We start from the raw sequence: 13,583 nt of genomic DNA on the forward strand, positions 1-13,583 counted from the left end.
GCGGATTCTCCAGCGAGCCGTGCCGGCATGACCGCCGGAGAAAGGGGCGCTACAGCGGCAGGAGCCGGTTATAACGTGCAATATAGTCTTTTGGGGTGATTTCAAGCTTTCCGCCATCAGGATGGTTCGCGACATACGTACGCAGCACCAGGCCGCTTTTTTGCGGCGTGATTGCCCAGCCTTGCAGACGATAGGAATCTTCGGTTGAACGAATAAGCAGGTCTGAAAAGATCATCATGACCGTGAGCGCCGGGGCTTTGTGGCTTTTCATGGTATGAACCAGGCTGACGTGCGCGGCATAGCGGCCAAGCGTTGAGGAATTAACCGGAATCATCTGTATTTTCAGTCCATTGAGTCATCATGCGCCGATGATAGTTCACATCAGTATATCTTACCAGTTACAAATGTTTAACCATGATGACGGCCCGGGCGCATCCAAAACCCTTAACTTTGTCCCTGTCTGCCGCCGCAGGTCATGGTAACCATCCACGTGACGCTGTCACTTCATGTCATTAAGTGGCGTAAATTCATACAGCGCCAGCGCGTTGCTCTCCAGCGAATCGACGAGCTGCCAGCGATCGCTTGCGGGCGTTTCTTCGCTCACGCGCAGGGCCGGGCGCGCCTGGTGCATCAGCCAGCGATACTCTTCTTCATCCGGGCCACTCTGGCTGCGAAAAGCCTCGAAAAGCGGAAAGAGCGCGCCATGATGCCGATCGAAGAGATGATGTTTGATGCGCCAGCGTCCATCAAGGCCGAGCAGGCGCACGCTCCATGGCTGACTAAAGCGCTGGATAAACGCCTCCTCGCTGGAAAGCCAGGGATTGAAAACCACCGTATTGCGCAGCAGCAACTGGTAATGGCCGTTATCGCGCAGCAGCAGCAAATTTTTTTCGTTAATCACCACTTCGCCCCGCAGCCTGCGCCACAGCCACAAGACCCAATACACCGGTCGCGGCAAACCGTGGAGATAGTGCAGCGCCAGGCTGGAGGTATCAAGCTTGCCGTTAGCGCCAGCCTCCCCCTGCAGCCCGGAATTCAGCCAGAACCCCGCCAGCCACACCTGGTCTGCCAGCCCCAGCAGATTATCCATCAGTAGCGCGCCGCGAAAGAAACGGCCGTTGGTGTCGCGAGTATCGCCGGTCAGGGTATTCCACGACAGTAGCCAAAGCGGTAACAGCAGCTGCCGCTGGCGCAGCGCGCTGTGGAGCTTGCGCATTTTAAGCACCGGGTAATTCTCGCTGGCGGCCAGCCTCTGGCTATCAATCTGCGCCAGATCCAGCAGTTCATTCGCATCTGCCTGGCAGGCAAGAAAATCCGCCTCGGCCAGCAGCGGTGAACAGAGGAGGGGATCCTCCTCCACGTTTTGTGAAAAGCGGTGCCAGATCCCCAGCGCCGACTGCGGCGAAAGCGCCTGGAGGATCGTTTTTTGTTGCCGCCAGGCATGCTGGCGCGCCTCATCGCTGGCCTGCGGGGACCAGTGCCAGACAAAACGCCAGCTGGCGAGGGTTGCCGGTGGAAAATGGTTGGCGGACAGGCGCAGAAAACGCTGTAGCAGATCGCCGCGGGTGGTGATACCGGTATGCAGTATTACTGCCCAGCCCATCGACGCCAGCCAGCTAAAAATGCGCTGCAGGTTATACCAGCAGGCATACCCGGCCAGCTGCGCATCGTCCCAGCCGGTACCGAACAGGCGGCTACTGAGAAACGGATCGTGAACGTCGATGGCGAATATCGGCAGCGAGTTGTGCAGTTCTTCGAGCTCCTGACGGACATCCTCGCGCAGCAGGTCATCCAGTTCCCGAACGGTAACGACGATGCGCGAGTGCCGCAGCGGCGTACCGCGCGCCGGTAGCTGGCGCATATCAAGATGACGGGTTTGCTGGGGATTGAGCCGCAGCGGCGGGCTATCCAACCCATTGATCTGCGGCGCATTGAGCCGGGAATATAGCCTGTCTATAGACACTGGTTGCCACAGCTCAGCCCGTTGAACGCGTGGACGAGGGGATTCAACCGCCGTTTGCGGATGCTGCTGGCGAAACTGGCGCGGCGTCAGACCGTGTTCGCGTTTAAACAGGTCGCTCATCACCCGGCTGCTGGCAAAGCCCTGTTGCTGAGCGATCTGCTGTATCGATTTACGCGTCATCGTCAACTGCTCAGCAGCTTTACGCAGGCGAAGCCCGGTGATGTATTGCATAAAGCTGACGCCCACCTCTTTGCGGAACAGACGCGATAGCCAGGCCTCAGAAACAAATTCGGCGGCGGCTATCTCCTGCAGCGACAGGCGCCGTTGATAGTTGGCGTCGATTCGCGCCACTACCCGATTTATTCGCTGACTCCAGCGTTCGGCTCCGCGAGGCGCCAGGGCGGTGAGGGGACGGCTGAAGCGTGACGCCAGCAGAAGAGCAATTTCGCTAAGCCAGCGGTTGGCCTCCAGCCGGTAGTGGGCCTGCGGATTGACCAGACCGAGGACCAGCAGCTGGCGCATCAGGTAGCGCAGGGTATCTTCGGCATCGCGGGTTTCGTTGCTGCTCTGGTAGGCAGAGGCAAAAAAATCGCCGTCGAGGCGGGTCAGCCATCCAGCGCTCAGCGACAGCGCCATCACGACGTTCGCCGTCTTGCTGTGCAGGCTCCAGGGGCGATGGCGATTCACTATCGCCAGTTCATCAGCCTGCAGGTTCCGGCCCGACTCGCCATCGCGGAGTTCGACGCTGCCCTCAAGCAGCCATAGTAGCGTCAGCGTCTCGTTTTCCTGCTGGCTCAACTGGCGGATATCGCGAACCGTAACCTGAAAGTCGCCTGAATGATGATCCACACCGCCTCCTGAAGACAAAAAACAGCGTGTTGTTTTTTGTCATAACCGTTTTGTATGAAAAACACTCATTAATAATCCGTCACTATAAAACAAAAAAGCGCATTTTAAAGCCGCCATGGATGCATAAACTCGAAAGTGTCGTGCAAACACAACACAGGAATAATAAAAATGACACACCCGATTATTGAGGCATTACAGGTTAATGAGGCGCAGTTTGTCGCTCTTCGTCGCCGTTTCCACCAGCAGCCGGAAATCGGTTTTGAAGAGCATAAAACCAGCGAAGAGGTGGCCCGACTGCTCGGCGAGTGGGGCTATCAGGTCCATCGTGGTCTGGCGGGAACCGGCGTGGTCGGTACCTTACGCGCAGGCGACGGTCAAAAACGGTTGGGACTTCGGGCGGATATGGACGCGCTGCCGATGCAGGAGATGAGCGGCAAAGCGTGGGCCAGCCAGATAGAGGGGCGTTTTCATGGCTGCGGCCACGACGGTCATACCACCACGCTATTGTACGCCGCGGAATATCTGGCGCGCACGCGGCAGTTTAACGGCACGCTGCAGCTTATTTTTCAGCCGGCTGAGGAACTGCTCTACGGCGGTCGGGTTATGCTCGAAGACGGCCTGTTCGACCAGTTCCCCTGCGATGCCATTTTTGGCCTGCATAATATGCCGGGACAACCGTTAGGCAAAATCGGTCTGCGCGACGGGGCGATGATGGCCTCATCCGACACTCTCCATATTGAAGTCAAAGGGGTTGGTGGACACGGCGCGCTGCCGGAGCATACCGTCGACGCTACGCTAGTGGCCTGCCATATCACCCTGGCGCTGCAATCCATTGTCTCCCGCAATATCACGCCGTTTGAGCCGGCTGTCGTGACCGTGGGCAGCATCCAGGCCGGGCATGCGCCGAATATTATCAATGACAAGGCCTTAATGAAGCTCACTGTGCGCACCTTAAACGAACAGGTTCGCGAGACCGTACTGCAGCGCATTCACGATATTGCCGTCGCTCAGGCCGAGAGCTTTAACGCCAGCGCCGCCATTACCCACGTTAACGGCAGCCCGGTTTTAAGAAACGATCCGGCAGCCAATGAGATGGTTCGGAAGGTGGCGGCTTCGCTATTTGGCGAGGACCTGGTCGGCGAAGTGAAGCCGTTTATGGGCAGCGAAGATTTTGCTTTTATGCTCGAGCGTAATCCGAACGGCTGCTATTTCACCATCGGAGCCGGGGATGAAGCGGATCGCTGTATGGTGCATAACCCGGGATATGACTTCAACGATGCCCTGTTGCTAAAAGGCGCCGCGCTGTGGTGCGCCCTGACGGAACACTATTTGCGTTAATCTCCGCAACGAAGAGGACCCTGCTATGAGTTCTGTATCGCTAAGCGAAGCGCAGTTCGTCGGCACCGATCGCCTGCTGGCGGGTATTGTATTGAGCGTTCTGACCTTCTGGCTGTTTGCCCAGTCGGTGATTAACGTGGTTCCGGCAATGAAAAGCAGCTTTGATATTTCGCTGGAAACCCTGACCCTGGCGGTGAGCCTGAGCGCCTTGTTCAGCGGCTGCTTTGTGGTCGCCAGCGGCGGGCTGGCGGATAAATTCGGCCGCATGCGCATGACCACCCTGGGCCTGATTCTCAGCATAGCCGGCAGCGCAATGCTGGTGCTCTCCCAGGGACCCGCGCTGTTCCTGGCCGGACGCGTTTTACAGGGGCTATCGGCCGCCTGCATCATGCCGGCGACGCTGGCATTAATAAAAACCTGGTATGAAGGTAAAGCGCGCCAGCGGGCGGTCAGCTTCTGGGTCATCGGCTCCTGGGGCGGCAGCGGGCTGTGCTCGTTTGTCGGCGGGGCGATTGCTACCGGACTGGGCTGGCGCTGGATCTTTGTTTTCTCCATCGCGGTAGCGCTGGCGGCGCTGTTTTTACTGCGCGGTACGCCGGAGAGCCGCAGCGCCAGCGCGCAGCAGCATAAGCTGGACATCAGCGGCCTGCTCAGCCTGATCCTTGCGCTGGTGCTGTTAAATCTGTTTATCAGTAAAGGCCACGGCTGGGGCTGGAGCAGCGGAACCTCGCTGACGATGCTGGGCGGCGCGCTGGCGGCGGGGTTATTTTTTATCCGCAGCGGTCGGCGTAAGGGCGACGCGGCGTTGATTGATTTTGCGCTGTTTCGTAACCGGGCCTACAGCGCCGCGGTGCTGTCGAATTTTCTGCTCAACGGCGCCATCGGTACCATGATGATTGCCAGCATCTGGCTCCAGCAGGGGCACCATCTAAGCCCGCTGGAGAGCGGAATGATGACGCTCGGCTACCTGGTCACCGTGCTGGCGATGATCCGGGTGGGCGAAAAGCTGCTGCAACGCTACGGCGCGCGCTTGCCGATGATCGCCGGCCCGGTTTTTACCGCGCTTGGCATCCTGCTTATTTCCTGCACCTTTCTCGATAAATCGACCTATATCGTTACGGTCTTTTTCAGCAACGTGCTGTTTGGCTTTGGACTGGGCTGCTACGCTACTCCGTCAACGGACACCGCGGTGGTCAACGCTCCAGAGAATAAGGTCGGGGTGGCGTCGGGAATTTATAAGATGGGTAGTTCGCTCGGCGGGGCGATGGGTATAGCGGTGACAGCGTCACTTTTTGCGCTGTTTTTACCGCTGGGAATGGCCAGCGCGGCGCAGTATGCGCTGTGGTTTAACGCCGCGCTCTGTCTCGGTTCAATGACGCTGAGCGCGCTGCTGCTGCCGCGCATAGCTCAAAGCTGATGCTTTTTCAGCAGCGCCCGCAGTTGGTGATAGGTTAGCCCCAGTAGCTCGGCCGCCTGCTTTTGATTGTACTTTGCCTGTTCGAGACTTCTCTCGAGCAGGCTTTTTTCTTGCTCCTGCTGGAAAGCGCGCAAATCGAGCGGCAACGTGGGGCCGGGCGCCTTTTCTGCTGCAGCGGGCGGGGCAGTTTGCTGCTGGCGGAAGGGGTTAATAATAATATTATCCAGCTCGCTTTCACTGCTGCCGTGACGGTAAACCGATCGTTCCACCACGTTTTTTAATTCACGGATATTCCCGGGCCAACGGTAGTTCTGCAGCGTCACGGCGGCACGTTCGCTAAAGCCGGGAAACAACGGCAGTCCGAGTTCGCGGCACATCTGGATAGCAAACTGGGTGGCGAGCAGCATAATATCGCTCTGGCGTTCGCGCAGCGGCGGCAACTGCACCACATCGAAAGCCAACCTGTCGAGTAGGTCAGCGCGAAAGAGCCCATCTTCCACCATTTGTGGCAGATCGGCGTTGGTCGCGCACACCAGGCGGACGTTAACCTGCAGCGGCTGGCTGCCGCCGACGCGCTCGAGTTCGCCATACTCAATCACGCGCAGCAGCTTTTCCTGCACCAGCATCGGCGCGGTGGCCAGCTCATCAAGAAACAGGGTACCGCCGTCGGCGCGCTCGAAGCGCCCCGGATGGCGTTTACTGGCCCCCGTAAATGCCCCGGCTTCATGACCGAATAGCTCGGAATCGAGCAGGTTTTCATTCAGCGCAGCGCAGTTCAGCGAGATAAACGGCCCCTGCCAGCGGGAAGAGAGGAAGTGCAGGCGGCTGGCGATCAGCTCCTTACCGGTTCCGCGTTCGCCAATCACCAGCACCGGTTTATCGAGCGGCGCCAGTCTTGAGACCTGTTCCAGCACTTCCAGGAAGCTGTTGGCCTCGCCGAGCAGGTTGTCCTTGTATTCCGCCATGATGAATTTCGCCATTAAGTAGTGTGATTCACCAGGTCACTTTAGCAATGCGTTGGCCAGATAACAACCACTTCTATTAAAATCAATAAGATAAAAAGTTGGCACGGCATTTGTATTAGTGATGGCACAGGCCGGTGCCTGATACCAGAACTATGAGGATTGAAATTATGGGTATTTTTTCTCGTTTTGCCGACATCGTGAACGCCAACATTAACTCTCTGCTGGAGAAAGCGGAAGATCCGCAGAAGCTGGTTCGACTGATGATCCAGGAGATGGAAGACACGTTGGTTGAAGTGCGTTCGACCTCGGCGCGGGCGTTGGCTGAAAAGAAACAGCTGACCCGTCGTATTGAACAGGCCGTTGCTCAGCAGGCGGAATGGCAGGAGAAAGCCGAACTGGCGCTGCGTAAAGAGAAAGAGGATCTGGCTCGTGCGGCGCTGATCGAGAAGCAGAAGCTGACCGACCTGATCGCTAGCCTGGAAAATGAAGCGCAGCTGGTCGATGAAACGCTGGCGCGGATGAAAAAAGAGATTGGCGAGCTGGAGAATAAACTGAGCGAAACGCGCGCCCGTCAGCAGGCGTTGATGCTGCGCCATCAGGCCGCAAGTTCCTCCCGCGACGTTCGTCGTCAGCTGGACAGCGGCAAGATTGATGAGGCGATGGCGCGCTTTGAATCGTTTGAACGCCGTATCGATCATATGGAAGCCGAAGCCGAAAGCCACCGCTTCGGTAAAGATAAATCGCTGGATCAGCAGTTCGCCGATCTGAAAGCGGACGATGAAATCAGCGAGCAGCTGGCGGCGTTGAAAGCCAAAATGAATCAAAATAACCAGTAATGTATTCGGGCGGCACCGAGACGTGCCGCCGCCATCTGCAAGGAGTTCACATGAGCATGCTTTTTCTCGCCATCCCTTTGACGTTGTTTGTGCTGTTTGTTTTGCCGGTCTGGCTTTGGCTGCATTACAACAACCGCACCGCCAGCGGCAGTTTATCGCAAAACGAGCAGCAGCGCCTGCTGCAGCTGACCGATGACGCAAAGCGCATGCGCGAGCGTATTCAGGCGCTGGAAGCCATTCTTGACGCTGAGCATCCGAACTGGAGAGAAAAATAATGGGCGGACTGGATCTGAGTAAAAAACTGTGGCGCATTCCACAGCAGGGCATGGTCAAAGGCGTTTGCGCCGGTATCGCGCAGTACCTGGACGTGCCGGTTAAGCTGGTGCGCCTGATTACCGTACTGGCAATGATTTTTGGCCTGTTCCTGTTTGTGGTGGTGGCCTACATCATTCTCTCGTTTGCGCTGGATCCTATGCCGGAAAGCGAGCTGTATGGTGAAAAAACGCCGAGCAGCGGAGAGCTGCTGGCTGCTGCGGATAAGGAGCTGGCTGCAGGGGAGCGCCGTCTGCGTGAAATGGAACGCTACGTCACCTCTGACACCTTTTCGCTACGCAGTCGTTTTCGTCAGCTATAACTGAAAGTTGAGGTTAATAATGAACATGAAATGGCAGCAGGCCGGGCAAAAAGTTAAACCGGGTCTGAAAATCGCAGGCAAGCTGGTGCTGCTCACCGCGCTGCGCTACGGCCCGGCGGGCGTCGCTGGCTGGGCGGTAAAATCCGTCGCGCGTCGGCCGCTGAAAATGCTGCTGATGCTTGTTCTGGAACCGATGCTCAGCCGGGCGGCGCAGCGGTTTTCTAAACGTCGTGGATGGCGTATGTTATGAGTGCCTAAAAACTCACTCTATCAGGATGATAAAATGCGAAAATTGTTTCTGGGTTTAGCGCTGGCGATGGCTTTACCCGCCTTCGCGGCGGAGCACTGGATTGACGTCCGCGTTCCGCAGCAGTATCAAAAAGAACACGTTGACGGCGCGGTGAACATACCGCTGGCGGATTTAAAATCGCGGATTGCGGCTGAAGTGCCGGATAAAAACGATACCATTCACGTCTATTGTAACGTTGGCCGACAGTCGGGCTAGGCTCAGCAGCTGCTGAGCGAAATGGGCTACACGCAGGTGGTGAATGCCGGCGGCCTCAGTCAAATAGCGATGCCGAAAAGCGCCAGCCACTAACCGTCAGCCCCGCCGCAGCGGGGCTATTGCACTTTATTGATTAGCCCTCATGTCTATTTCCCTCGTTCTTCAGGCTCAACAGGATGGCGATGAAGCGACTCAAAACAGAATTTAATGCGCTGGTGAATCGTGGGGTTGACCGGCATCTCCGTCTGGCCGTCACCGGTCTTAGCCGCAGCGGCAAGACCGCGTTTATCACCGCACTGGTCAATCAGCTACTGAATATCCACGCCGGGGCACGGCTGCCGCTGCTTAGCGCGGCCAGAGAAGAACGCCTGCTGGGCGTCAAGCGCGTCCCGCAGCGGGATTTTGGCATTCCGCGTTTTACCTATGACGAAGGGCTGGCCCAGCTCTATGGACAACCTCCGCTCTGGCCGACGCCCACCCGCGGCGTCAGCGAAATCCGCCTCGCTCTGCGCTATCGCTCTAACGATTCGCTGCTGCGCCATTTTAAAGAGACTTCGACGCTCTATCTGGAGATTGTCGATTATCCCGGCGAGTGGCTACTGGATCTGCCGATGCTGGCCCAGGATTACCTGACCTGGTCACGACAGATGACCGGACTGCTGCAGGGGCCGAGGGCGGCGTGGTCGGCGCGCTGGCGGCAGCTTTGCGAAGGGCTGGATCCGCTGGCGCCCGCCGATGAAACCCGTCTGGCGGAGATCGCCGCGGCGTGGACCGATTATCTGCACAGCTGTAAGCGCGAAGGGATGCATTTTATTCAGCCCGGGCGCTTTGTGCTGCCCGGCGAAATGGCCGGCGCGCCGGCGCTGCAGTTCTTCCCCTGGCCGGACGTTGATGCCGCCGGTGAGGCTAAGCTGGCGCAGGCGGACAAACAGACCAATGCCGGAATGCTGCGCGAGCGTTTTAAATACTACTGCGAGAAAGTGGTGAAAGGCTTCTACAAAGATCATTTTCTCCGTTTCGACCGGCAGATTGTGCTGGTGGACTGCCTGCAGCCGCTTAACAGCGGGCCTCAGGCGTTTAACGACATGCGTCTCGCGCTGACGCAGCTGATGCAAAGCTTCCACTATGGCCAGCGCACGCTGTTCCGTCGTCTGTTCTCACCGGTTATCGATAAGCTGCTGTTCGCCGCGACCAAAGCCGATCACGTCACCGTTGATCAGCACAGCAATATGGTATCGCTGCTGCAGCAGCTGATTCAGGATGCCTGGCAGAACGCGGCGTTTGAAGGCATCAGCATGGATTGCCTGGGTCTGGCGTCGATTCAGGCGACGCAGAGCGGGCTTATTGAGGTGAACGGGGAGAAGATCCCTGCGCTGCGGGGGCATCGGCTAAGCGACGGACAGCCGCTGACCGTCTATCCCGGGGAAGTGCCCGCGCGCCTGCCGGGTCAGGCCTTCTGGGAGCAGCAGGGCTTTCAGTTTGAAAACTTTCGCCCGCAGGTGATGGACGTTGATAAACCGCTGCCGCATATTCGCCTCGACGCGGCGCTGGAATTTTTGATCGGAGATAAATTGCGATGACCGAACCTTTAAAACCGCGTATTGATTTCGACGGCCCGCTGGAGGTGGAAAAGGCGCAAATTCTGAAATCCGCGCGCGCTTTTGACGGCGCGGATGCGGAGAAGTTCGCCCCTGCGCGCCTTGACGCGCCGGAAGAAGAAGAGGGGGCGGCGGAAGCGGTGGTGGAATCGGTGCTGCGGCCTAAGCGCAGCCTGTGGCGAAAGATGGTCAGCGCCGGGCTGGCTATTTTTGGCGTCAGCGTCGTGGCGCAGGGCGTGCAGTGGACGATGACCGCCTGGCAAACGCAAGACTGGATCGCCCTCGGCGGCTGCGCAGCCGGCGCGCTGATCGTCGGGGCGGGCGTCGGCTCGGTAGCGACCGAATGGCGCCGTCTGTGGCGGTTACGCCAGCGCGCGCACGAGCGCGATGAGGCGCGGGACCTGATGCACAGCCATGCGGTCGGCAAAGGGCGTGCCTTTTGCGAAAAGCTGGCCCGGCAGGCGGGCCTCGATCAATCGCATCCGGCGCTGCAGCGCTGGTATGCAGCGATCCACGAAACACAAAACGATCGTGAAGTGGTAAGCCTGTATGCACGGATCGTGCAGCCGGTGCTGGATGCGCAGGCGCGGCGTGAGATTAGCCGCTCGGCGGCGGAATCGACGCTGATGATTGCCGTCAGTCCCCTGGCGCTGGTGGATATGGCGTTTATCGCCTGGCGTAATTTACGCCTCATCAACCGCATCGCCACTCTGTACGGTATTGAGCTCGGCTACTACAGCCGCCTGCGCCTGTTCCGTCTGGTGCTGCTGAATATCGCCTTTGCCGGCGCCAGCGAGCTGGTGCGGGAAGTCGGGATGGACTGGATGTCGCAGGATCTGGCGGCCAGGCTATCGGCGCGCGCGGCGCAGGGGATTGGCGCCGGGCTGTTGACCGCGCGGCTGGGTATCAAGGCGATGGAGCTCTGCCGCCCGCTGCCGTGGATCGCCGATGATAAACCGCGGCTGGGGGACTTCCGCCGCGAGCTGATCGGCCAGCTAAAAGAGACGTTGCAAAAGAGCAAAAGCGGCGCGGAAAAATAAGTCGCTTAAGCATTCCCGGCTTGCGGCGTGAATGCCTTAGCCGGGTTACCGCTCCACTGAAGGCTGTCACTTGTCTCACGGCGATGCACAGCGCAATCCGGGGAGAAAAGCAGCGGCGATGACGACCGGTTCTTTATTGCCATTTTCCTCTCTGAGCGCATAACTTTACGGCAGAAAGTGTGATTGAAAATTTAACTATTTAAATCAATGATTTAAAATCATCAATTCAAAATCATTCAAAATCATTCAAAATAAATTCATTACTTTATTTCAATTTTATCCCACTCGCGGCCTCTGTCGTCACGATATGTTGCCGTCATGCTGCCTGATTTATGCCCTAACAAATGCTGTGCAAAACTATCATCAACCTGTTTGCTGTACAATCTTGCAGACAGACTCCTGAGTTCATGAAAACTGGGTGGCCCTCCTGTAAAGTTAATACCACAAAGCTCACGGGCTCGCCTGAAAGCATTCGAGACTGTAGTGGGTGACAAACACTTTCCGCTACTGGATGAGATAATGGCCTTTCCTGCGGATAGCTTACGGCATTTCTGCAAAACTCCCTGCAGAGAGATGCCTAACTCTTCAATTTTTAGCCCGACTGGTATCGCCAGTTTGGCCCCTGTCTTTTTCTGCTCTACGTACAGATACCCGTCGCGAATGTCCTCCCAGCTCATAGCGCATAAATCACTGACACGCTGCCCGGTTAGCACGGCCAGATCCATTGACAACCTTACCCACGGTGATAGCGTTCCCGCAGCCTGGTAAATCTCCCGATATTCCTCTACGGTCAGCCGGGTGCGTTTAACCTCAAATTTAGCGGCTCTCGTCGCCGTGACGGGGTTTACTGCGATATGCCCCTCAGAGATAGCCTCCCTGAATATATCTCCAAGCGTCGACCTGATTAGCTTTGCCATTGCATGCTTTCCTTCATTAGCGTAATCATTCAGGATAATAGCTATCTGTTTAGTGGTGATTTCGGCAATAGGAATGTCCTGCATTCGTTCCTTTATTGACCTTAATTTACTGGCATAGTCGATAAGTGTTTTCGGTTTTAACCCGCGAGAGGCGACAATCTTTTCATAGCGCTCTAACCATGAATGTAAGGTAACGGAGTCTATCTGACTGATGCGCGTACTAAGCGGAATATGACCAGCGTCACCAAGTAATTCTATATTGGCCTGTATCGCTTCACTGACCGCAAGCCGTCGGTTCCTGCCTAAACCATATTCTTTCCCATTCCGCGGATCGCGATAGCTGTAATAACCTCCATTCCTTACATACAAATTAGGTGGCAAATCACGTCTCTCATGGTTTCTTCTTCTTCCCACTAGTCATTCTCCGCAATAGACCGCAGGTTGATGACTGTGATGGCTCAACCTTAATAGCCGTTTCCTGAAACAAATACTCCACGCCGTCTTTCTTCGGTGCTGGATAAATTTTGCTTTGTCTAACCCATCGACGAACGGTCTCCAGGTTGCGTGGTCGTGGCTGCCTGGCGTTCCATTCTTTTAAGGTAATAAGTGCCATAAATAACCTCATGGCCGGGAAACTATAATCAGTTCCCCGGTTTAATGTTGATTATTGGAAATCATCTCAGTGCGTGCGGTCGTATTCTGCAATTGCTTCCATAGCTTCATCGGCGGTATACATGGAGGCGGGGTGGGTTATTCCCCTGATAAAATCATCACGGTCACGCTGGCGGTGCCTTAGCTCCAGTTTCGCAATGCGTTCTTCGGACTCTTTGAGCTTTTTGGTCAGCCTGTCATGACCATCAACAATCTTCAGAGCCTCGCGGTTCATGTATTCTTCTACCTGTTCTACTGCAATACGCAGTTCGCGGGTGCTTACAACACGCTTTCCCGTTTCGCAGAGGTTATGCAGCGGGGTGAAGAACTCACGACGTACCAACCGTGCAGCGACGATAATCAGGATGCTGCCGGACTCTCTGGCAACCTCCGGGGTAAGTTCGGTGATATTCATGCCGTCACCTTGTGCGCTTCCGCATCGAACTTCCGGCCCTGATACCAACCGCGACGCAGCCAGCGACGGATGGTGCGCATAGCCTTTGCATCACCACGCACGGGCTCAGGGAAACCCCCGTATTTCACAGTTTTAGGCCCATGCTTGCGCTCTGACTGCATCATTCCGCACTCAATGATGTGATCGCGGTAGAAGGCCAGCCACTGCTTGCGATTACAGACAGGGCAAGGAATGTCACCACCATTTGTCAGCATGCCATCTTCGTATGCGTCGCAATCCCACAGGTAGCCATCACAGCAAAGGCTATCTGGGTAATGCGCACCAAATTCATAACCTTGATACCCGCAGCTCATAAAGTTCCCTCCGTCGCATCATGGTAACCTTCAGGAACAAGGAAATTGAAAACACCGTGTGGCCGCAGGCCAGTATGGAAAAAGCTCAATCGCCCCTTCATG

General features: G+C 56.7%; 15 protein-coding genes and 1 pseudogene. 9 read left to right on the forward strand and 7 right to left on the reverse strand.

What is annotated here, in order from left to right; all coding sequences use genetic code 11:
- Positions 1 to 49: 49 nt before the first annotated feature.
- Positions 50 to 334, reverse strand: a complete 285-nt coding sequence (locus tag IAE27_RS27330; protein WP_064372489.1) for a hypothetical protein — start codon at positions 332 to 334, stop codon at positions 50 to 52.
- A 165-nt stretch (positions 335 to 499) separates the two neighbouring features.
- Positions 500 to 2,812, reverse strand: coding sequence for a helix-turn-helix domain-containing protein (locus IAE27_RS27335; RefSeq protein ID WP_196549993.1), 2,313 nt, complete (start codon positions 2,810 to 2,812; stop codon positions 500 to 502).
- A gap of 168 nt (positions 2,813 to 2,980) precedes the next feature.
- On the opposite strand from IAE27_RS27335, the gene IAE27_RS27340 reads away from it, so the two are divergent.
- Complete coding sequence (locus IAE27_RS27340; protein WP_064372487.1) at positions 2,981 to 4,150, forward strand: M20 aminoacylase family protein; 1,170 nt, start codon at positions 2,981 to 2,983, stop codon at positions 4,148 to 4,150.
- A 25-nt stretch (positions 4,151 to 4,175) separates the two neighbouring features.
- On the forward strand, positions 4,176 to 5,567 hold the full coding sequence (locus IAE27_RS27345) for an MFS transporter (RefSeq protein ID WP_142475993.1): 1,392 nt from the start codon (positions 4,176 to 4,178) through the stop codon (positions 5,565 to 5,567).
- Here IAE27_RS27345 and pspF read toward each other — a convergent pair.
- Positions 5,558 to 6,547 carry a phage shock protein operon transcriptional activator gene (gene pspF / locus IAE27_RS27350; protein WP_017146047.1) on the reverse strand — a complete coding sequence of 330 codons (990 nt, stop codon included), beginning with the start codon at positions 6,545 to 6,547 and terminating at the stop codon, positions 5,558 to 5,560. The genes IAE27_RS27345 and pspF overlap by 10 nt on opposite strands.
- Positions 6,548 to 6,699: 152 nt before the next feature.
- On the opposite strand from pspF, the gene pspA reads away from it, so the two are divergent.
- The 7 genes and pseudogenes from pspA (at position 6,700) to IAE27_RS27385 (ending at position 11,145) form a co-directional block, all read left to right on the forward strand.
- Positions 6,700 to 7,368: a phage shock protein PspA gene (gene pspA / locus IAE27_RS27355; protein ID WP_004101456.1), complete on the forward strand. Its 669-nt coding sequence runs from the start codon at positions 6,700 to 6,702 to the stop codon at positions 7,366 to 7,368.
- A 50-nt stretch (positions 7,369 to 7,418) separates the two neighbouring features.
- Positions 7,419 to 7,643, forward strand: coding sequence for an envelope stress response membrane protein PspB (gene pspB / locus IAE27_RS27360; protein ID WP_004101459.1), 225 nt, complete (start codon positions 7,419 to 7,421; stop codon positions 7,641 to 7,643).
- Positions 7,643 to 8,002, forward strand: a complete 360-nt coding sequence (gene pspC / locus IAE27_RS27365) for an envelope stress response membrane protein PspC (protein WP_004101461.1) — start codon at positions 7,643 to 7,645, stop codon at positions 8,000 to 8,002. The genes pspB and pspC overlap by 1 nt, the downstream gene beginning before the upstream one ends.
- A 19-nt stretch (positions 8,003 to 8,021) precedes the next feature.
- On the forward strand, positions 8,022 to 8,252 hold the full coding sequence (gene pspD, locus IAE27_RS27370) for a phage shock protein PspD (RefSeq protein ID WP_004101464.1): 231 nt from the start codon (positions 8,022 to 8,024) through the stop codon (positions 8,250 to 8,252).
- Between the two features lie 33 nt (positions 8,253 to 8,285).
- Positions 8,286 to 8,600 (forward strand): annotated as a pseudogene (gene pspE / locus IAE27_RS27375) (thiosulfate sulfurtransferase PspE).
- 89 nt (positions 8,601 to 8,689) lie between these two features.
- Complete coding sequence (locus IAE27_RS27380) at positions 8,690 to 10,087, forward strand: YcjX family protein (RefSeq protein ID WP_115240143.1); 1,398 nt, start codon at positions 8,690 to 8,692, stop codon at positions 10,085 to 10,087.
- The gene (locus IAE27_RS27385; protein ID WP_070557322.1) at positions 10,084 to 11,145 is read left to right on the forward strand and encodes a YcjF family protein; all 1,062 of its coding nucleotides are present in this window, start codon (positions 10,084 to 10,086) and stop codon (positions 11,143 to 11,145) included. Before IAE27_RS27380 ends, IAE27_RS27385 begins: the two co-directional genes overlap by 4 nt.
- Positions 11,146 to 11,405: 260 nt before the next feature.
- Here IAE27_RS27385 and IAE27_RS27390 read toward each other — a convergent pair whose 3' ends face one another.
- Genes IAE27_RS27390 through IAE27_RS27405 form a run of 4 tightly spaced genes read right to left on the reverse strand, consistent with a single transcriptional unit; the run spans position 11,406 to position 13,481 of the window.
- A complete protein-coding gene (locus IAE27_RS27390; protein ID WP_049130020.1) occupies positions 11,406 to 12,476 on the reverse strand; it encodes a tyrosine-type recombinase/integrase in 1,071 nt (356 codons plus the stop codon).
- Positions 12,454 to 12,687, reverse strand: a complete 234-nt coding sequence (locus tag IAE27_RS27395) for an excisionase (RefSeq protein ID WP_074185878.1) — start codon at positions 12,685 to 12,687, stop codon at positions 12,454 to 12,456. The genes IAE27_RS27390 and IAE27_RS27395 overlap by 23 nt, the downstream gene beginning before the upstream one ends.
- Positions 12,688 to 12,741: 54 nt before the next feature.
- Complete coding sequence (locus IAE27_RS27400; RefSeq protein WP_070557323.1) at positions 12,742 to 13,128, reverse strand: hypothetical protein; 387 nt, start codon at positions 13,126 to 13,128, stop codon at positions 12,742 to 12,744.
- The gene (locus IAE27_RS27405) at positions 13,125 to 13,481 is read right to left on the reverse strand and encodes a hypothetical protein (RefSeq protein ID WP_004849222.1); all 357 of its coding nucleotides are present in this window, start codon (positions 13,479 to 13,481) and stop codon (positions 13,125 to 13,127) included. Before IAE27_RS27405 ends, IAE27_RS27400 begins: the two co-directional genes overlap by 4 nt.
- Between the last annotated feature and the right edge of the window lie 102 nt (positions 13,482 to 13,583).

Origin of the sequence: Klebsiella sp. S69 (assembly GCF_016516145.1) — a bacterium.
GTDB lineage: Bacteria > Pseudomonadota > Gammaproteobacteria > Enterobacterales > Enterobacteriaceae > Klebsiella > Klebsiella oxytoca.